Below are 16,848 nucleotides of genomic sequence, written 5' to 3' on the forward strand. Positions count from 1 at the left end.
AAAAACGCTTTAAAAGAAAAGGGGCCCGAAGGCCCCTTCTTTGTTCCAGCTGCCTGACGCTTAAGCGTCTGGCGCTGCCTTGGCAGCAGGCTCACTGTTTTCGTAGATATACAGTGGCTTGGACTTGCCTTCTATAACGCTTTCGTCGATCACTACTTTACTCACCTCGGACTGCGAGGGGATTTCATACATAGTGTCGAGCAATACACCTTCGAGAATCGAACGCAGTCCACGAGCACCGGTTTTGCGTTCCAGAGCACGTTTGGCGACCGATTTCAAAGCGTCGGCCCGGAATTCCAGGTCCACACCTTCCATCTCGAACAGCTTGGCATACTGTTTGGTCAGAGCATTTTTCGGCTCGGTGAGAATCTGCATCAACGCAGCCTCATCAAGCTCGTCCAGCGTGGCAAGTACCGGCAGACGACCGACGAACTCCGGGATCAGACCGAACTTGACCAGATCGTCAGGCTCGACTTCACGCAGGGACTCACCCACCTTCTTGCCTTCTTCCTTGCTGCGTACTTCCGCGTTGAAACCGATGCCGCCCTTGGTGGAACGGTTTTGAATAACCTTTTCCAGACCGGAGAATGCGCCGCCGCAGATGAACAGGATGTTACGGGTGTCAACCTGAAGGAATTCCTGCTGCGGATGCTTGCGACCACCTTGAGGCGGAACGGAAGCGACCGTGCCTTCGATCAACTTGAGCAAGGCCTGCTGCACGCCTTCACCGGAAACGTCCCGAGTGATCGACGGGTTGTCAGACTTGCGCGAGATCTTGTCGATCTCATCGATGTAGACAATGCCCATCTGGGCTTTTTCTACGTCGTAATCGCACTTCTGCAGCAGCTTCTGAATGATGTTCTCGACATCTTCACCCACGTAACCCGCCTCGGTGAGGGTGGTTGCGTCGGCGATGGTGAACGGAACGTTCAGCAAGCGGGCCAGTGTTTCGGCAAGCAGGGTTTTACCCGAGCCTGTCGGGCCGATCAGCAGGATGTTGCTCTTGCCGAGTTCGACGTCGTCACTTTTCTTGTCGCGCTGGTTCAGACGCTTGTAGTGGTTGTATACCGCTACGGCCAGAACCTTTTTCGCACGCTCCTGACCAATCACATACTGATCAAGGATGCCGCTGATTTCTTTAGGCGAAGGCAATTTATGCGCGCTGCTTTCGGCCTGGGCTTCCTGCACCTCCTCACGGATGATGTCATTGCACAGGTCGACGCACTCGTCGCAAATAAAGACCGAGGGGCCGGCAATCAACTTACGCACTTCATGCTGGCTTTTGCCACAGAAGGAGCAATAGAGCAGCTTGCCGTTGTCCTCGCCGTTGCGGGTGTCAGTCATTCGTTCGATCCAAATCCGATAGGCTTGCAACACAAGATGAAGGCTATTGCGGGCTTTTTCAAGCCCGCTGGTGATCGGAGCAGCCGACCACCCCTATTTTGAGCTGCTTATTTTAAGCGGGGCGCTGGGTGATCACTTCATCGATCAACCCGTACTCGCGTGCGGCTTCTGCACTCATGAAGTTATCGCGGTTGGTATCACGCTCGATCTCTTCAAGAGTGTGCCCACTATGCTTGGCCATCAGCGTGTTGAGACGCTCACGAATGAAGAGGATTTCCTTGGCATGGATTTCGATATCCGAAGCCTGGCCCTGGAAACCGCCCAGTGGCTGGTGAATCATCACGCGTGAGTTCGGCAAGCAGAAACGCTTGCCAGGAGCACCGGCTGTCAGTAGAAAAGCGCCCATGCTGCACGCCTGACCGATACAGGTGGTCGACACGTTGGGTTTGATGAACTGCATGGTGTCGTAGATCGACATGCCCGCTGTCACCGAACCGCCCGGGGAGTTGATATAGAGATGGATGTCCTTGTCCGGGTTTTCCGCTTCAAGGAACAGCAGCTGCGCACAGATCAGGTTGGCCATGTAGTCCTCTACCGGACCAACCAGAAAGATCACTCGCTCCTTGAGAAGGCGCGAGTAAATGTCGTAGGCGCGCTCGCCACGAGCGGACTGCTCGACAACCATCGGGACCAGGCCGCCTGCGGCCTGGATATCAGAGTTCTGCTGAATATACGAATTACGGAACATGCTCTGCAGTCACTCCCAAATAGTTATGTCTTGAATACGCATAAGCCAGCACGAAGGCTGGCTTATGGTGTGTACTTCTTACCGCAAAAACGATCAGTCGGCTTGTGGAGCTTCTACCGGCTTGACCGCTTCTTCGTAAGAGACCGATTTGTCGGTCACGCTAGCTTTCTGCAGAACAGTATCCACAACTTGCTCTTCCAGCACAACCGAACGAACTTCGTTCAGTTGCTGGTCGTTCTTGTAGTACCAAGACACAACCTGCTCAGGCTCTTGGTAAGCCGAAGCCATTTCCTGAATCATTTCACGAACGCGGGCTTCGTCAGGCTTGAGGTCGAATTGCTTGACCACTTCAGCCACGATCAGACCCAGGACAACGCGGCGCTTGGCTTGTTCTTCGAACAGCTCGGCCGGCAGCTGGTCAGGCTTGATGTTGCCGCCAAACTGCTGAACAGCCTGCACGCGCAGACGGTCAACTTCGTTCGACAGCAGAGCCTTAGGCACTTCGATCGGGTTGGTGGCCAGCAGACCGTCCATTACCTGATTCTTTACCTTGGATTTGATCGCCTGACGCAGTTCACGCTCCATGTTCTTGCGAACTTCGGTGCGGAAGCCTTCCAGACCCGTTTCCTTGATACCGAATTGAGCGAAGAATTCTTCGGTCAGCTCTGGCAGTTTTGGCTCGGAAACAGTGTTCACGGTAACGGTGAACTCAGCGGTTTTGCCGGCCAGGTCGAGGTTCTGATAGTCCTCTGGGAAGGTCAGGTTCAGAACGCGCTCTTCACCGGCTTTAGCGCCAACCAGACCATCTTCAAAACCAGGGATCATGCGGCCGGAACCCAGAACCAACTGAGTACCTTTGGCGGAACCGCCAGCGAACACTTCGCCGTCAACCTTGCCAACGAAATCGATGTTCAGTTGGTCTTCGTTTTGAGCAGCGCGATCGGCGGCTTCGAAACGGGTGTTCTGCTTGCGCAGGACTTCCAGCATTTTGTCCAGATCGGCATCAGCCACGTCAGCGCTCAGGCGCTCGACAGTGATACCTTCGAAACCGGCAACGGTGAACTCAGGGAACACTTCGAAGGTTGCAACGTATTCCAGATCTTTGCCGGCTTCCATCGACTTAGGTTCGATCGAAGGAGCACCAGCCGGGTTCAGCTTTTGTTCAACAACAGCTTCGTAGAAAGAAGACTGGATCACGTCGCCAACCGCTTCCTGACGTGCATCAGCACCAAAACGGCGCTTGATTTCACTCATTGGCACTTTGCCTGGACGGAAGCCAGCAATCTTGGCCTTTTGGGCAGTCTGCTGCAGACGCTTGTTGACCTGAGTCTCGATGCGCTCAGCCGGCACGGTGATGCTCATGCGGCGCTCAAGAGCAGAAGTATTTTCAACAGAAACTTGCATGGATATTCCTCGTTGCACAGACGTTAGCCGGCCGTTTCCGACCCCAGAATCAAGGGCATGCATTCTAGTGGGTCAAACTCAAGAAGTCACCCTACTGAAAACGGGTAAAAAAGCAGCAGGCAATTTATAGGCGGGGACAAACGGTTGTGCCTCGCCCTGTTAGCAAATACAACCAATCATGCCAGGGCCCTGCACCAATCCTTCTTAATATAGAAGACACCGGCAATCCATCCCTGACAGTCGACCCCCGAGGGGACCAACGGACGAATCAGCATCATCGAGAAACAAATCCGACGACCCGACCTGCCCTCTCAACCCAGAACCTGCGGTCGTTTTGAAAATTCAGATTTCTAAAACAAAAACGGCGCAGCCCTTTTCAGGTGCTGCGCCGTTTTCTGCTATTAAATAGCTACTTGTAATGGTGCGGACGGAGAGACTCGAACTCTCACACCTTGCGGCGCTGGAACCTAAATCCAGTGTGTCTACCAATTCCACCACATCCGCATCAAGCTTTTAAAGCAAAGGCGCCAGACTGTTAATCTGGCGCCTTTCTAAATATGGGGTGGACGAAGGGGATCGAACCCTCGACAACGGGAGTCACAATCCCGTGCTCTACCAACTGAGCTACGCCCACCATATTGCCATGTTGCGTTACTTGTGCCAAAGCTGCCTAATGGCGCACCCGGCAGGACTCGAACCTGCGACCATCCGCTTAGAAGGCGGATGCTCTATCCAGCTGAGCTACGGGCGCCTTGTTAATCTGTATTCTTGGACGATTACAAACTAAGTGCTTTCAGTCTCACCGAATTAAACATCAACCCTGCTCGACCTTCTTAACCAGTGCTAGGCTGTGCCCGACAAGTGCGACGAATGTTATAGGTGACCCTGAAGGTCGTCAACACTTTTTTAAAAAAAATTCATTTAATTAAAGGGGTTAGGGGAATTTGCAGACCAAGCGCCTTTGCCCTCACCTCATGACATGCGAGAATGCGTTCTCTTTTTTTCCCCTCTCGATGGTTAATCACGCGCAATGACTGCACAACTAATCGACGGCAAATCGATCGCCGCCAGCCTGCGCCAGCAGATCGCCAAACGCGTCAACGAGCGTCGCCAGCAAGGTCTGCGCACGCCCGGCCTCGCGGTGATCCTGGTCGGCAGCGATCCCGCCTCTCAGGTTTATGTCTCGCACAAGCGTAAAGACTGTGAAGAGGTCGGCTTCATTTCCCAAGCCTACGACCTGCCTTCCGAAACCACTCAAGAAGCGCTGACCGATCTGATCGATCGCCTGAACGATGACCCGGCGATTGATGGCGTTCTGCTTCAGCTTCCTTTACCTGAACACCTGGACGCCTCCAAATTGCTGGAGCGCATTCGTCCAGACAAAGACGTCGACGGTTTCCACCCTTATAACGTCGGCCGCCTGGCCCAGCGTATTCCGCTGCTGCGTCCGTGCACCCCTAAAGGCATCATGACGTTGCTGGAAAGCACCGGTGTCGATCTTTACGGGATGAACGCCGTGGTTGTCGGGGCCTCCAACATTGTTGGCCGCCCGATGGCGATGGAATTGCTGCTGGCCGGCTGCACCGTGACTGTCACCCACCGTTTCACCAAGGATCTGGCGGGCCATGTCGGCCGTGCCGACCTGGTGGTGGTCGCCGCCGGCAAGCCGGGGCTGGTCAAGGGGGAATGGATCAAGGAAGGCGCGATCGTGATCGACGTCGGCATCAACCGCCAGGAAGACGGCAAACTGGTCGGTGACGTGATCTACGAAACCGCCCTGCCCCGCGCCGGCTGGATCACTCCAGTCCCGGGTGGCGTTGGTCCGATGACTCGTGCCTGCCTGCTTGAAAATACGCTGTATGCAGCCGAAACCCTGCACAGCTGATTCACTGTTTTTACAGCCGCGGCAAACAAAAGAACCTCGCCAATGGCGGGGTTCTTTTTGCCTGACCAAAAACCGCTACCACTCGCCGGAAATTCCCCGTTTAGCGCAGGTTTTCAAGGCCTTTCACCTGATCTTCGAACAACCATCGACAGTTCTTCAGCCATACTCCTAAAATGCGTCGGTTTGAAGAAACAACCCGTTACAGAACGGCTAATCCACACCTAATGAGTCTGCCAGCGTGAAAATCCGTCTTTCCATCCTGAGCCTATTTTTTGCATTTACAGGGACGTTCATCACGCCAATAGCCAACGCCGCCGAAACCACCTCGGCGCCCCGCGACACCTCACAACTCAAGATCGCTTCCGGCAGCGCGTTGCTGATGGATATGCAGACCAACAAAGTCATCTATGCCAGCAACCCTGACGTGGTTGTGCCGATCGCTTCCGTCAGCAAACTGATGGCTGGCCTGATCGTGGTCGAAGCCAATCAGAACATGGACGAATACCTGTCCATCAACATCAGCGACACGCCGGAAATGAAAGGCGTGTTTTCCCGAGTCAAACTCAAAAGCGAACTACCGCGCCGGGAAATGCTGCTGATTGCCCTGATGTCCTCGGAAAACCGCGCTGCCGCGAGCCTTGCCCATCACTACCGTGGCGGCTATGTTGCGTTCATTGCAGCGATGAATGCCAAAGCCAAGGCACTGGGCATGACCAGCACCCACTTCGTCGAGCCAACCGGGCTCTCCCCTCGCAACGTGTCCACCGCCCGCGACCTGAGCAAACTGTTGATCGCCGCGCACAAGTATCCACTTTTGACTGAGCTGAGCACGACCAAGGAAAAAACCGTCTCGTTCCGCAAACCCAACTACAGCCTGGGTTTCCGTAATACCGACCACCTGGTCAGAAAGCCAAACTGGGACATCAAACTGACGAAAACCGGATTCACCAATGAGGCCGGTCACTGCCTGGTGCTGGTCACCAGCATGGGTAATCGCCAGGTTGCGCTGGTGATTCTTGATGCTTTTGGCAAGTACACACACTTTGCCGATGCCAGCCGCATTCGCAACTGGGTGGAAACCGGCAAGGGCACGAACGTGCCGTCTGTAGCCTTGCAGTACAAATCCGACAAGAACCTCAAGCATCGTCAGAGCGGCGTAGTTGAAGCCTCGAAGTAAATAAGCGACAGAAAAAGAAAGCCCCGATCATTCGGGGCTTTTTTTCGTCTTGCGTTAATCATTGGGCAGCGGCATCTGATCGTCGCCCGGAATGCCGTCCCCGGCACTCGGGTCTTTCCAGCCCTGTGGATGCTCCGTCGGCACTACCACAGGTCTGGCCAGAGGATCCCTTAACGGACTGTCCGGATCCAACACGGGATCGATGTCGTTTTCAGGGGTGGTTGGAACGCTGTCCGGACGTTTGTCGTTGAAACTCGAATCGGTAGACATACGCACCTCACTAAGGCTCAGGGTTTCAGATCGGCGAGTGGATCGTAAGGCTTCGCAGGCGCCTTGGGATTGTCGCCCGGCTTCACATCCCTGGGGGCCTTGGCGGGTCCGATGGGGTCGACCTGAGGATCGGCGAGGTCCGGTGAATCGGGGTCGAACCCCAACTCATCGCCCGACGAATGCTCGGACGAGTGCGGGCCTACGGGGGTATTGGAATGTGCCATGGGCGCCTCCTGGTCACAGCCCGTAGAAATCCGGGCCCTATACCTTAGAAGTCGGCAACGTGCAGGGGTGCCCGACAGATGACGAACGGACTTATTGCGCGTTCAGCGCTTTCTTCGCCCTGGCTGCCGCTTGCTCCTGACCTGCCTGGGCAAGCTCGCTCGCAGCCTTGAGCCATCGCTGCTGATCGACATTAGCCGGCAGCTGATTCGGCTTCTGAATCAGCACGGCCCAGCCACCGGCATCCTTGAGCGCCGATTCAAACGAACCGAAGCCCATCGACTCCCGTCGATTCATGCCCGAGCGCAGTAGCACAGTGCGCTTTTGGCGGTTGTACCCGGCAAGAATGGCGTAACGGGGTTCAGCCCAGAACGCCGAGCCTTCAGTAAAGCGCACCATCACCGGATATCCAGCCGCGACCTGGGTCAACAACGCTGGCAGATTGCTGTCGAGGGGATAGACGACCATGCCGTACTCGCGGGCAAGGTTCTGCATGTTCTGCTGCAACTGGGCTTCGGCCCCCGGCAAATGCAAAGGCTTTTCGAGCAAACCTGGGGTAATCACAATGCCTTGCTGGGACAACAGGCTGGCCAGCACTTGCGGCCCGCTTTGATTCGCCACGCCACGGTAGAACGTGCCACTGAGCTCCACACGCTCCGGCAGGCGCTTGACTTCAGGCGCCACACTCCCCGCGCAGCCGGCCAGACCTGCAACGCAGCCAACGACCAGCACCAAAGATCGAATTCGAGAAAATACCCGCACCATCATCACTCTCTTGATTTGGACGCCAGGCATTCGCGCTCCCGGCTTGGCCATCGATCATAGGACGCCGAGCGGCGGCGGTATAGCCTTAACCGGCAGATGATTGGATTCGATAGAGCGAACTGATTGGTGACAGCCGACCTTTGGTCAATAGCCTGAAACACAGCAGCGACTAGACTGTCATTTGCAAAGAGTGTGTGCCCGCAGCAGGGCGAAGAGGAGGCACTGATGAGCCTGGCAATGACCATTGTGATGTTGATTTCTGGCTGGCTGGCCGTTGCCGCCGCCATGTTATGGGGAGTCCTGCGAATTACCCGTCGGCACCATCACCACCCTGCTCAATCGACGCCGGCGGTGAAAACGGATGAAACCACTGCACACCACGCCAGCGCGCACTGACTGGCACTTTTTTAACAGCAAAAAAAACGGCCGCCTGCCCTCTTTCGAGCGCAGGCGGCCGTTTCGTTTATCGCCCGTTAAGCTTCAGTAGCTACACGCTTTTGCTTTGACCGCCGCGACATCATGTTCAAACCCTCGATCGTCGCCGAGAACGCCATGGCCGCGTAGACGTAGCCTTTCGGTACGTGGGCGCCGAAGCCTTCGGCAATCAGCGTCATGCCGATCATGATCAGGAAGCCCAGCGCCAGCATGACCACCGTCGGGTTGTCGTTGATGAACTTGGCCAAAGGATCAGCCGCCAGCAACATCACCAGCACAGACACCACCACTGCGATGATCATGATCGGTAGATGCTCGGTCATGCCGACAGCGGTAATGATGCTGTCGATGGAGAACACCATGTCCAGCATCAGGATCTGACCGATGGCGGCAGCGAAGCCAAGCGTCACGGCCGAAGTAGCCGACTTCGGATCATCCGGTGCCGGGTCCATGCTGTGATGGATCTCGGTGGTCGCCTTCCACAACAGGAACAGGCCACCGGCGATCAGGATCATGTCTTTCCAGGAGAACGCATGGCCGAGAATGTCGATCACAGGCTCAGTCAACTGGACGATGAACGCGATGGTGCTCAACAGCGCCAGTCGCAGAATCAGCGCCATGCCGATGCCGATGCGCCGCGCCTTCTGCCGATGCTGCTCGGGCAGCTTGTTGGTCAGGATCGAAATGAAGATCAGGTTATCGATGCCGAGCACGATTTCCATGACGATCAACGTGGCCAGGGCGACCCAGGCGGTGGGGCTTGCAGCAAGTTCTAAAAGGTATTCCATGGGTCAGTCCTGACTCTTTTAAGACGGTTTAGATTTCCTGGGACGACGATTCGGTTTTCGTTTTCTCTTCGCCCGGTTGTTCTTTCTTGCTGATCAGCCCGCCAGTGGCGTCACTGATTGCCTGCTCTGCGGCTTTGTGGGTGTCATCGATCGCCTGCTTGGCGGTTTCGGCAGCCTTGCCCATCAATTGCTGAGCGCTTTTCTCGGCCTGGTCACAACCGGCCAATACCAGTAAAGACGTAATCAGCAGTGCCGTGGTTTTAAGCTTCATGATGCTTTCCTCGATAGAACAGACAGGGCGAAAAGGCCACCCGTCGATAGCGGAGCATTCTAAGGAGGCAAACACTTCAGGAAAATTCGTATTTTTAGCGGTTATACTTCGGTTTTAACGAACTGTAGGTCGCCATGCTCAACTATCGACAGCTGCATTACTTTTGGGTGGTGGCCAAGACCGGCAGCATAGTGCGCGCCTGCGAACAGCTGAACCTGACGCCGCAGACCATCAGCGGGCAGATTTCCCTGCTCGAACAAACCTATGGCATCGAGCTGTTTCGCCGGGTTGGCCGGCAGCTGGAGCTCACCGAAGCCGGGCGTCAGACCCTGCCCTACGCCGAGCAAATGTTTCAGTTGGGCGGCGAACTGGAGCTGATGCTGCGAGCTCAGCCCAACGAACAACAGATTCTGTTTCGGGTAGGTGTAGCCGATGTGGTGCCCAAATCCATCGTCTATCGACTGATTGCGCCGACCATGGAATTGAGTGAGCCGCTACGCATCACCTGTCGCGAAGACAAACTCGAACGCCTGCTCGCCGACCTGGCGATCCAGCGCCTGGACCTGGTCATCTCCGACAGCCCGATGCCATCGCACCTGGACATCAAGGGCTACAGCCAGAAACTCGGGGAATGCGGGATCAGCTTCTTTGCCACCGCTGAATTGGCGGCGCGCTACGGTCAGGACTTCCCCCGCAGCCTGCACGGCGCACCACTATTGATTCCCGGCCCAGAGACCGTGGTGCGCAGTCGCTTGCAGCGCTGGTTTGCCGAGCAGCAGATCCAGCCGCGCATCGTCGGCGAGTTCGATGACAGCGCCTTGATGCAGGCTTTTGGTCAATCCGGCAGCGGGATTTTCATCGGCCCAAGCGTGATTGCCGATGAAGTGATGCGCCAATACGGCGTGGAGTTGATTGGCCAGACCGACGCGGTCACCGAATCGTTCTACGCCATTTCGGTGGAACGCAAGGTCAAGCACCCCGGCATTGTGGCCATTACCGAAGGTGCCCGACGCGAACTGTTCACCGAGCTTTGAAGCGTCAGGCGCAGACTTCGCGGGGCTTGAAGGTCATCAGCGCCATCGCCACAAGGATCGAGACCAGGATAAAACCGGCGGCCGCGAAACCTAGGCCACCCAGGCCAACGCTGTCGATCACTCGCCCGCCCACCATCGCGCCCAAGCCGATCCCGAGGTTAGCGCCCGCAATATTCAGCGATGCGGCAAAGGCTGGCGCCTCAGGCGCAACCTTCATCAGGCGCACGTGGCTGACCAGGAACAACGCCGCCTGAGTCACGCCCCAAATCCCCATCGCCGCTGCCAAGCCCAGCGGCGAATGAATGTTTGGCACCAATGCCACCATGCCGGCGATCATGAACGCGCAGAACATCATCGAGGCGATCAACGGATGACGATCCACCGCGCGGCCGCCCAGTGAGTTGCCGATCAACCCGACCGCGCCGAAGCCCATGAGGCACCAGCCGACCACCGTGCCGTTAAAACCGGCCAGTCGCTCAAGAATGTCCGCCAGATAGGTGTAAGCGGTGAACATGCCGCTGAACACCAGGATCGACAGCAGCACATGCCCCACCATCAGCGGGCTGCGCAAGATCTTTAACTGCGAGCGGAAACTCACTTGATGCTGATGCAGATTGGTTTTCGGCAGGTAGATAAACAGCAGCAACGCCTTGGCAAACGCGATCACCGCCAGAATGCCAAAGGCACTGCGCCAACCGAATGCATCGGAGATCAGTGTGCCCACCGGGATGCCGAACACCGTGGCGCAGACAATGCCGAAGCCGATCTTGGCGATGGCGCGGCCGGCATAGTCCGGGCCGACAATGCCCACCGCCGTCTCACTGGCCAGCGCCCAGAACACCGGCAAGCCCAGCGCCGGAATCAACCGGGCAATGGCCATTACCCAAATGTTCGGCGCAAACGCCGCGAGAGTGTTGGCCAGGCCGAACATGATCAGCACCGAGATGAACAACTTGCGGCGCTCGAACCGGGCGAAATACGCGGTCAGGAACGGCCCGAATGCGGCGACCGTGAAGGCGAACAAGGTCACCAGCAAACCCGCTTGGGGGACGCTGACGTCAAGGTCTCGAGCGATGGCCGGCAACAGGCCGACGATGATGAATTCCGTGGTCAGCACCGTGAAACCGGCAGCAGACAACAGAAGGATGGGCAACAACATGCAGAACTCCAGAAAACGACGACACCAGCGATAACCCGAAGGCCCACTGGCATGACTTGAAAATGAGGATGGCGAATCTTAACAGAGTGTTTCCAATCAGGGTTGCACGAAGCTGCCGATCTCGTTGACCCCTCGGGCGGCAGATCGTCACAGGTTTGAAGGATAAAGGCCACGCTGTGATAAAGTCCGCGCCCTGCGATATGTACACCCTATTCATCGGCCATTGATTGGCATTGATGTCGCGATACCCCCGCACCTAAAAAAATCAGAGATGCCGTTTTATGACCGCTTCATCCCCTTCGCTATGGTTACGCCTGAAACGCACCCGCCTGGTCACCCAAATCATCATCGGCCTGATCGCCGGGATTGCCCTGGCGTTGTTCGCGCCGGAGGTGGCGAAGTCCACTGCGTTCATCGGCAAAGTCTTCGTATCGGCACTGAAAGCAGTCGCGCCGATTCTGGTGTTCGTGCTGGTCATGGCCTCGATCGCCAACCATAAGCACGGCCAGGAAACCCACATCCGGCCGATTCTGTTTCTGTATCTGCTGGGGACTTTTGCGGCGGCGGTGGTGGCCGTTGTCGCCAGTACGTTGTTCCCCTCGAGCCTGGTATTGGCGACTCACGACGTTGCAGTCACCGCGCCGGGTGGTATCAGTGAAGTGTTGCAAAGCCTGTTGCTGAGCGTGGTCGACAACCCGGTCAGCGCGCTGATGAATGCCAACTTCATCGGCATTCTGGCGTGGGCGATTGGCATGGGCGTTGCCATTCGTCATGCGGGTGACACGACGCGCGAAGTGCTGGGCGACCTGTCCAATGGCGTGACCTTGATCGTGCGTTTGGTGATTTGTTTCGCGCCGCTGGGGATCTTTGGCCTCGTCGCTTCGACCCTCGCCACATCCGGTTTCGGCGCCTTGATCGGCTACGTGCATCTGCTGGCGGTGCTGCTGGGCTGCATGCTCTTTGTGGCGCTGGTGATGAACCCGGTGATCGTGTTCTGGAAACTGCGTCGCAACCCTTATCCGCTGGTGCTGATGTGCCTGCGGGAAAGTGGCATCACCGCGTTTTTCACCCGCAGTTCGGCGGCGAACATTCCGGTCAATCTGGAATTGAGCAAGCGCCTGGGCCTGCACGAAGACACTTATTCGGTGTCGATCCCATTGGGCGCGACCATCAACATGGCCGGCGCGGCGATCACCATTACTGTGCTGACCCTGGCGGCCGTACATACTTTGGGCATCGCCGTGGACATTCCGACGGCCATTCTGCTCAGCATCGTCGCAGCGATTTGTGCCTGTGGTGCTTCGGGTGTCGCTGGCGGCTCGTTACTGCTGATTCCACTGGCGTGCAGCCTGTTTGGCATTCCCAGTGAAATCGCCATGCAAGTGGTGGCGGTCGGTTTCATCATCGGTGTGTTGCAGGACTCGGCGGAAACCGCGCTGAACTCCTCCACCGACGTATTGTTCACGGCGGCGGCGTGCCTGGGTGAAGACGAGAAAGCCCAGCGATTGGCGTAAAACTCGCGCACTAAAAAGCCCGCCAAGGTTCACACCTTGGCGGGCTTTTTTGTACCTGGGCGGTTTAGAACGCGCCCATGTAATCGCGCTTGCCCACTTCCACACCGTTGTGACGCAGCAGTGCGTAGGTGGTGGTGACGTGGAAGAAGAATTGCGGCAGGCCGTAGCTCAGCAGGTAAGCCTGGCCGGTGAAGCGCTTCTCTTTCGGAGTGCCCTGACGGGTGATGATCTCGATGCCTTCCTTGCCGTCGATCTGTTCTGGTTTGATCTCGCCGATGAAGGCCAGCACCTTGGCGATCAACGCTTGCAGCTCGGCGAAGGTGGTTTCGGTGTCGTCGTATTTCGGCAGTTCTACTTCGGCCAGACGCGCCGAAACGCCCTTGGCGAAATCAACGGCGATCTGCACCTGACGTACCAGCGGGAACATGTCCGGGTACAGACGGGCCTGCAAGAAAGCGTTTGGGTCGATGTTCTTGGCGGTGGCGTGGGCTTCGGCCTTGTTCAAAACATCGCTCAGGGCGTTGAGCATTTGTTTGAAAACCGGAACGGAAGCGGCGTACAGAGAAATAGTCATGGCAGTCTCGTGTTGTGACAGGAGGGAAACGTGAGGCGATTATAGCCATCCCCGCCCCTCCTGCGGCTTGTCTTTTATCCTGCAAGGATTAGGCTAGGCGGCTTCGACTGCATGCTTCGACTGCATAGGGAAAAGCGCGATGAGCACTGAGCAAGAAACGACCTTCAACGAGCCGCGACTCAACAGCACGGAAATCCGCATTCTGGGTTCGTTGATCGAAAAACAGGCCACCAGCCCGGAAACTTATCCACTGACCCTCAATGCGCTGGTGATTGCCTGCAACCAGAAAACCAGCCGCGAGCCGGTGATGAACCTTACCCAGGGTCAGGTCGGCCAGAGTCTGCGCGCCCTCGAAGGACGCGGTTTTACCAAACTGGTGATGGGCAGTCGTGCCGATCGCTGGGAACATAAGGTCGACAAGGCGCTGGAACTGGTGCCGGCGCAGGTCATTCTTGCTGGGCTGCTGTTCCTGCGCGGTCCGCAAACGGTCAATGAACTGCTGACCCGCAGCGGCCGAATGCATGACTTCGAAGACGCCGAACAGGTCGTGCACCAGCTGGAACGCTTGATTGCTCGAGGTCTGGCGCTGTTGATTGCGCGCCAGGCCGGTCAGCGGGAAGACCGCTACATGCACGCCTTGGGTGACCCGGCGGACATCGAAGTGATTCTGGCGGCACGGCAGAACCCGGTCGAACGTGGCACGGGCGGCGTATCGGTTGAGCGGGTCGAAGAACTTGAGGCGCGGATTGCGGCGCTGGAAGAGCGCCTGGCCCGCCTCGAATAACCCTGCGCTACTCGCCGTCCCAATAATCCACACCGTCAGCCGGCCTGGCGACGGCGACGAAGCCCGAGGCATTGCCTTCGGCGTCGACCTTGAAGTCGTCCATCACCACGTACTTGCCGGAATCCGGGTACTCGCAAATCTCGGGTGATTGCTGGGTGCTGACCGCCAGGTAGCGCAGCTCACCGTTGCTGGTGTTGATGATCTGGTGTGCGGTTTCAGGGCCGCCCGGCGGGCAGGCAATGACATCCCCGGCGCGAACGGGAAAGCGTTCTGTGCCCAAGCGAATCTCCCCTTCCCCGGCCACGATGTAAAACATCTCCTCGTTGACCCTATGACTGTGAAACGGGCTGCCACGCATCCCCGGTTCCAGCGCGTACAGGCGATAACCCAATTTCTGCGCGCCGAGTTGCTGGCCGATGCGCGCCTGCCGCTGCTGATAGCGGTCGGCGGTGTTTCCCGTAGGGGCAAACGCTTCGGGCAGCGCCTCAAGTTCGGCTTGATCCAGATTAAGAATGGCAGGATGCATGAATAACCTCGGTCACGGTTTCGCTTGTTGGGCAGCAGGATAGCCAAGGCTACTGCGGGCAAATTCCACGGCGTTGTGAAACTGCTCATCGGTCGGCCGCACGCCGGTGTACAGCACGAACTGCTCCAGCGCCTGGATCGCGATCACTTCCAGCCCGGTGATCACTCGCTTGCCTTCAGCACGACTGCGCACAATCAACGGCGTTTCCGAGGGGACTGCCACTACATCGAAGACAGTCTCGGCAGCAGCAATGGTTTCAGCATCGAACGCCAGCTGATCGACCTCGGGGCCGCCGGACATGCCAATCGGTGTGACGTTGATCAGCATCTGCGTGCGCTTCGAGCCCAGCTCCGCTTGCCATTGATAGCCCAGCGATTCGGCCAGCGCACGTCCGGCACGCTCGTTACGGGCAACGATCAGGCCATTTTTGTAGCCACCATCGCGCAAGGCACTGGCCACAGCCTTGGCCATGCCGCCGCTGCCGCGCAGGGCAAAGGTCGATTCCTTCGGCACCTGGTGGGTGTCAAGCAACTGGGCGATCGCGATGTAGTCGGTGTTGTAAGCCTTGAGATGGCCGTCAGTGTTGACGATGGTGTTGATCGATTGAATCGCCGCAGCGGAGGGGTCCAGTTCATCGACCAGCGCAATGCACGCCTCCTTGAACGGCATCGACACGCCGCAACCACGAATCCCCAAGGCGCGAATGCCGCCAACGGCGCCTGGCAGATCCTGGCTGCTGAAGGCCTTGTAGTAAAAATTCAAGTCCAGTTGCTCATACAGATGATTGTGAAACCGCAGGCCAAAATTGCCGGGGCGCCCGGAAAGCGACATGCACAGCTGGGTGTCTCTGTTGGGGTTCATCTGCATGAAAAATCTCCTTGAATAGCACTTTCAGATGGACGGGATTAGCCATCCATCGGGTCTGATCGATCATAACGGCGTGTCTGCACGCGGCATCACTGGACCGTAAAGATGCTAGTACAGACCTTACACAAAATTTACCCAACGGCTGTGCTGATTTTAAAAAAAACGCTGTCTTAGAAGTATCCCCGCGACAATCCTTGGGTCTATTGCAGACGCAAGCGCCGGGTCGAAGAACCGAGGAATTATCATGATCCGTAAAATCCCCACAGTGGCCTTGCTGATCGGTGCTTTTGCTATCGCAGGGCAGGCAGAAGCTGGCGGCGGTCACGGTTGGCAAGGTCCGGCGGTGTTTGGTGCGATCGTCGGCTCGGCCATCGTCGGTTCGGCCATCATCAACAGCAACCGCCCGGTCTATGTGCAGCAACCGGTTTACGCTCAGCCTCAGCCGGTTTACGTACAACAACCTCCACCGGTTTATTACCAGCCGGCCCCGGTCTACGTGCAACAACCGGTCTATTACGGCCCGCCACCGGTTTACTATGGTCCGCCACGTGGTTACTACGGGCCACCACGTGGTTACTACGGTCCACCGCGTGGTTACTACGGCCACCCCCACGGTTATGACCGCTGGTAACAGAATCATAGGCCCCGCCTCATCAGCGGGGCCTTTTTGTGACCGTCTGTCGGTAGAGGTCTGGATAAATCTCGCCAAGGTCGCTGTCGGGACAGTCTTTGCGGTTCAAGTTGGCAAGATTGAGTCGCCAGCCTTCCCCCGCTTTGGGGAAAACGGTCATATTTATGTCATGTCAGGTCCGCACTCTTGGATCTGTCCGCTAACAACAGGTTGATAAAAACAAGGACGACCTCATGCCCACGCAAAATCCGCACCGCATTGTCGGCTTGTGCACTTCCAGCAAGGTGTACAACACACTGACCGAACTCAAGCACCTGGAAGGCCATCGCAGCGCCAAGTTTCTTTCGCTGCTGGCAGAAAACCTGGTGCGAAAAGGCCTGCTCAACGAGCAGGAAGTGGTTCATATGCTGGATCTGGTGGTCGACTGAACCGATAACTCATTGGCGTCAA

The 16,848-nt window shown here is 57.0% G+C and carries 19 protein-coding genes, 3 tRNA genes and 1 pseudogene; 8 read left to right on the forward strand and 15 right to left on the reverse strand.

Annotated features, from left to right (window positions below):
- Positions 1-60: 60 nt before the first annotated feature.
- The 6 genes from clpX to ACYZT7_RS22490 form a co-directional block, all read right to left on the reverse strand.
- Positions 61-1,344 (reverse strand): ATP-dependent Clp protease ATP-binding subunit ClpX, encoded by a 1,284-nt coding sequence (gene clpX, locus ACYZT7_RS22465; protein WP_149417943.1) that lies wholly within the window; start codon positions 1,342-1,344, stop codon positions 61-63.
- 112 nt (positions 1,345-1,456) lie between these two features.
- Positions 1,457-2,092 (reverse strand): ATP-dependent Clp endopeptidase proteolytic subunit ClpP, encoded by a 636-nt coding sequence (clpP, locus tag ACYZT7_RS22470; RefSeq protein WP_461969943.1) that lies wholly within the window; start codon positions 2,090-2,092, stop codon positions 1,457-1,459.
- A 93-nt stretch (positions 2,093-2,185) separates the two neighbouring features.
- A complete protein-coding gene (gene tig / locus ACYZT7_RS22475; RefSeq protein ID WP_462038270.1) occupies positions 2,186-3,496 on the reverse strand; it encodes a trigger factor in 1,311 nt (436 codons plus the stop codon).
- Positions 3,497-3,915: 419 nt separating this feature from the next.
- Positions 3,916-4,000 (reverse strand) — tRNA-Leu (locus ACYZT7_RS22480).
- A 54-nt stretch (positions 4,001-4,054) separates the two neighbouring features.
- Positions 4,055-4,130 (reverse strand) — tRNA-His (locus ACYZT7_RS22485).
- Positions 4,131-4,170: 40 nt separating this feature from the next.
- Positions 4,171-4,247: transfer RNA gene (locus ACYZT7_RS22490), tRNA-Arg, on the reverse strand.
- Positions 4,248-4,526: 279 nt separating this feature from the next.
- On the opposite strand from ACYZT7_RS22490, the gene folD reads away from it, so the two are divergent.
- Positions 4,527-5,381, forward strand: a complete 855-nt coding sequence (gene folD / locus ACYZT7_RS22495) for a bifunctional methylenetetrahydrofolate dehydrogenase/methenyltetrahydrofolate cyclohydrolase FolD (protein WP_462038271.1) — start codon at positions 4,527-4,529, stop codon at positions 5,379-5,381.
- 238 nt (positions 5,382-5,619) lie between these two features.
- On the forward strand, positions 5,620-6,558 hold the full coding sequence (pbpG, locus tag ACYZT7_RS22500; protein ID WP_462035721.1) for a D-alanyl-D-alanine endopeptidase: 939 nt from the start codon (positions 5,620-5,622) through the stop codon (positions 6,556-6,558).
- Positions 6,559-6,612: 54 nt separating this feature from the next.
- Here the strand turns inward: pbpG and ACYZT7_RS22505 are convergent, their stop codons facing one another.
- From ACYZT7_RS22505 to ACYZT7_RS22515, 3 genes and pseudogenes are all read right to left on the reverse strand, one after another.
- Positions 6,613-6,828 carry a hypothetical protein gene (locus ACYZT7_RS22505; protein ID WP_462038272.1) on the reverse strand — a complete coding sequence of 72 codons (216 nt, stop codon included), beginning with the start codon at positions 6,826-6,828 and terminating at the stop codon, positions 6,613-6,615.
- Positions 6,829-6,845: 17 nt separating this feature from the next.
- Positions 6,846-7,052, reverse strand: coding sequence for a DUF6021 family protein (locus ACYZT7_RS22510; protein ID WP_449643993.1), 207 nt, complete (start codon positions 7,050-7,052; stop codon positions 6,846-6,848).
- Positions 7,053-7,143: 91 nt separating this feature from the next.
- Positions 7,144-7,873, reverse strand: a pseudogene (locus ACYZT7_RS22515) (peptidase C39 family protein).
- A 167-nt stretch (positions 7,874-8,040) separates the two neighbouring features.
- Here ACYZT7_RS22515 and ACYZT7_RS22520 point away from each other — a divergent pair.
- Positions 8,041-8,211 carry a hypothetical protein gene (locus ACYZT7_RS22520; RefSeq protein ID WP_462038273.1) on the forward strand — a complete coding sequence of 57 codons (171 nt, stop codon included), beginning with the start codon at positions 8,041-8,043 and terminating at the stop codon, positions 8,209-8,211.
- 77 nt (positions 8,212-8,288) lie between these two features.
- Here the strand turns inward: ACYZT7_RS22520 and ACYZT7_RS22525 are convergent, their stop codons facing one another.
- Both ACYZT7_RS22525 and ACYZT7_RS22530 read right to left on the reverse strand, forming a co-directional pair.
- Complete coding sequence (locus ACYZT7_RS22525; RefSeq protein WP_347805677.1) at positions 8,289-9,038, reverse strand: TerC family protein; 750 nt, start codon at positions 9,036-9,038, stop codon at positions 8,289-8,291.
- 28 nt (positions 9,039-9,066) lie between these two features.
- Positions 9,067-9,309: a hypothetical protein gene (locus ACYZT7_RS22530; RefSeq protein ID WP_462038274.1), complete on the reverse strand. Its 243-nt coding sequence runs from the start codon at positions 9,307-9,309 to the stop codon at positions 9,067-9,069.
- 134 nt (positions 9,310-9,443) lie between these two features.
- On the opposite strand from ACYZT7_RS22530, the gene nhaR reads away from it, so the two are divergent.
- Entirely contained in the window at positions 9,444-10,343 is a 900-nt protein-coding gene (gene nhaR / locus ACYZT7_RS22535; RefSeq protein WP_462038275.1) for a transcriptional activator NhaR, read from the forward strand.
- Between the two features lie 4 nt (positions 10,344-10,347).
- On the opposite strand, the gene ACYZT7_RS22540 is transcribed toward nhaR, so the two are convergent.
- Positions 10,348-11,502 carry an MFS transporter gene (locus ACYZT7_RS22540; protein WP_462038276.1) on the reverse strand — a complete coding sequence of 385 codons (1,155 nt, stop codon included), beginning with the start codon at positions 11,500-11,502 and terminating at the stop codon, positions 10,348-10,350.
- Between the two features lie 281 nt (positions 11,503-11,783).
- Here ACYZT7_RS22540 and sstT point away from each other — a divergent pair, with 281 nt between their 5' ends.
- On the forward strand, positions 11,784-13,016 hold the full coding sequence (gene sstT, locus ACYZT7_RS22545; protein ID WP_462038277.1) for a serine/threonine transporter SstT: 1,233 nt from the start codon (positions 11,784-11,786) through the stop codon (positions 13,014-13,016).
- 64 nt (positions 13,017-13,080) lie between these two features.
- On the opposite strand, the gene ACYZT7_RS22550 is transcribed toward sstT, so the two are convergent.
- Positions 13,081-13,590, reverse strand: coding sequence for a DUF1993 domain-containing protein (locus ACYZT7_RS22550; RefSeq protein WP_008148402.1), 510 nt, complete (start codon positions 13,588-13,590; stop codon positions 13,081-13,083).
- A gap of 139 nt (positions 13,591-13,729) precedes the next feature.
- On the opposite strand from ACYZT7_RS22550, the gene ACYZT7_RS22555 reads away from it, so the two are divergent.
- On the forward strand, positions 13,730-14,374 hold the full coding sequence (locus ACYZT7_RS22555) for a YceH family protein (RefSeq protein ID WP_462038278.1): 645 nt from the start codon (positions 13,730-13,732) through the stop codon (positions 14,372-14,374).
- Between the two features lie 7 nt (positions 14,375-14,381).
- Here ACYZT7_RS22555 and ACYZT7_RS22560 read toward each other — a convergent pair whose 3' ends face one another.
- Both ACYZT7_RS22560 and ACYZT7_RS22565 read right to left on the reverse strand, forming a co-directional pair.
- Positions 14,382-14,900: a cupin domain-containing protein gene (locus tag ACYZT7_RS22560; protein WP_462038279.1), complete on the reverse strand. Its 519-nt coding sequence runs from the start codon at positions 14,898-14,900 to the stop codon at positions 14,382-14,384.
- Between the two features lie 12 nt (positions 14,901-14,912).
- Positions 14,913-15,767 carry a shikimate 5-dehydrogenase gene (locus ACYZT7_RS22565; protein WP_462038280.1) on the reverse strand — a complete coding sequence of 285 codons (855 nt, stop codon included), beginning with the start codon at positions 15,765-15,767 and terminating at the stop codon, positions 14,913-14,915.
- Between the two features lie 244 nt (positions 15,768-16,011).
- Between ACYZT7_RS22565 and ACYZT7_RS22570 the strand changes: the two genes are divergently transcribed.
- Positions 16,012-16,398 (forward strand): hypothetical protein, encoded by a 387-nt coding sequence (locus ACYZT7_RS22570; RefSeq protein WP_462038281.1) that lies wholly within the window; start codon positions 16,012-16,014, stop codon positions 16,396-16,398.
- A gap of 233 nt (positions 16,399-16,631) precedes the next feature.
- On the forward strand, positions 16,632-16,826 hold the full coding sequence (locus ACYZT7_RS22575; RefSeq protein ID WP_449644003.1) for a hypothetical protein: 195 nt from the start codon (positions 16,632-16,634) through the stop codon (positions 16,824-16,826).
- Positions 16,827-16,848 lie beyond the last annotated feature (22 nt).

The organism is Pseudomonas sp. RT4P38, from assembly GCF_054897765.1.

What these genes read in the sequence shown, in the direction of transcription:
- clpX (WP_149417943.1), bottom strand. Translation starts at nt 1,344, where the DNA reads ATGACTGACACCCGCAACGGCGAGGACAACGGCAAGCTGCTCTATTGC.
- clpP (WP_461969943.1), bottom strand. Translation starts at nt 2,092, where the DNA reads ATGTTCCGTAATTCGTATATTCAGCAGAACTCTGATATCCAGGCCGCA.
- tig (WP_462038270.1), bottom strand. Translation starts at nt 3,496, where the DNA reads ATGCAAGTTTCTGTTGAAAATACTTCTGCTCTTGAGCGCCGCATGAGC.
- folD (WP_462038271.1), top strand. Translation starts at nt 4,527, where the DNA reads ATGACTGCACAACTAATCGACGGCAAATCGATCGCCGCCAGCCTGCGC.
- ACYZT7_RS22505 (WP_462038272.1), bottom strand. Translation starts at nt 6,828, where the DNA reads ATGTCTACCGATTCGAGTTTCAACGACAAACGTCCGGACAGCGTTCCA.
- ACYZT7_RS22510 (WP_449643993.1), bottom strand. Translation starts at nt 7,052, where the DNA reads ATGGCACATTCCAATACCCCCGTAGGCCCGCACTCGTCCGAGCATTCG.
- ACYZT7_RS22520 (WP_462038273.1), top strand. Translation starts at nt 8,041, where the DNA reads ATGAGCCTGGCAATGACCATTGTGATGTTGATTTCTGGCTGGCTGGCC.
- ACYZT7_RS22525 (WP_347805677.1), bottom strand. Translation starts at nt 9,038, where the DNA reads ATGGAATACCTTTTAGAACTTGCTGCAAGCCCCACCGCCTGGGTCGCC.
- ACYZT7_RS22530 (WP_462038274.1), bottom strand. Translation starts at nt 9,309, where the DNA reads ATGAAGCTTAAAACCACGGCACTGCTGATTACGTCTTTACTGGTATTG.
- nhaR (WP_462038275.1), top strand. Translation starts at nt 9,444, where the DNA reads ATGCTCAACTATCGACAGCTGCATTACTTTTGGGTGGTGGCCAAGACC.
- ACYZT7_RS22540 (WP_462038276.1), bottom strand. Translation starts at nt 11,502, where the DNA reads ATGTTGTTGCCCATCCTTCTGTTGTCTGCTGCCGGTTTCACGGTGCTG.
- sstT (WP_462038277.1), top strand. Translation starts at nt 11,784, where the DNA reads ATGACCGCTTCATCCCCTTCGCTATGGTTACGCCTGAAACGCACCCGC.
- ACYZT7_RS22550 (WP_008148402.1), bottom strand. Translation starts at nt 13,590, where the DNA reads ATGACTATTTCTCTGTACGCCGCTTCCGTTCCGGTTTTCAAACAAATG.
- ACYZT7_RS22555 (WP_462038278.1), top strand. Translation starts at nt 13,730, where the DNA reads ATGAGCACTGAGCAAGAAACGACCTTCAACGAGCCGCGACTCAACAGC.
- ACYZT7_RS22560 (WP_462038279.1), bottom strand. Translation starts at nt 14,900, where the DNA reads ATGCATCCTGCCATTCTTAATCTGGATCAAGCCGAACTTGAGGCGCTG.
- ACYZT7_RS22565 (WP_462038280.1), bottom strand. Translation starts at nt 15,767, where the DNA reads ATGCAGATGAACCCCAACAGAGACACCCAGCTGTGCATGTCGCTTTCC.
- ACYZT7_RS22570 (WP_462038281.1), top strand. Translation starts at nt 16,012, where the DNA reads ATGATCCGTAAAATCCCCACAGTGGCCTTGCTGATCGGTGCTTTTGCT.
- ACYZT7_RS22575 (WP_449644003.1), top strand. Translation starts at nt 16,632, where the DNA reads ATGCCCACGCAAAATCCGCACCGCATTGTCGGCTTGTGCACTTCCAGC.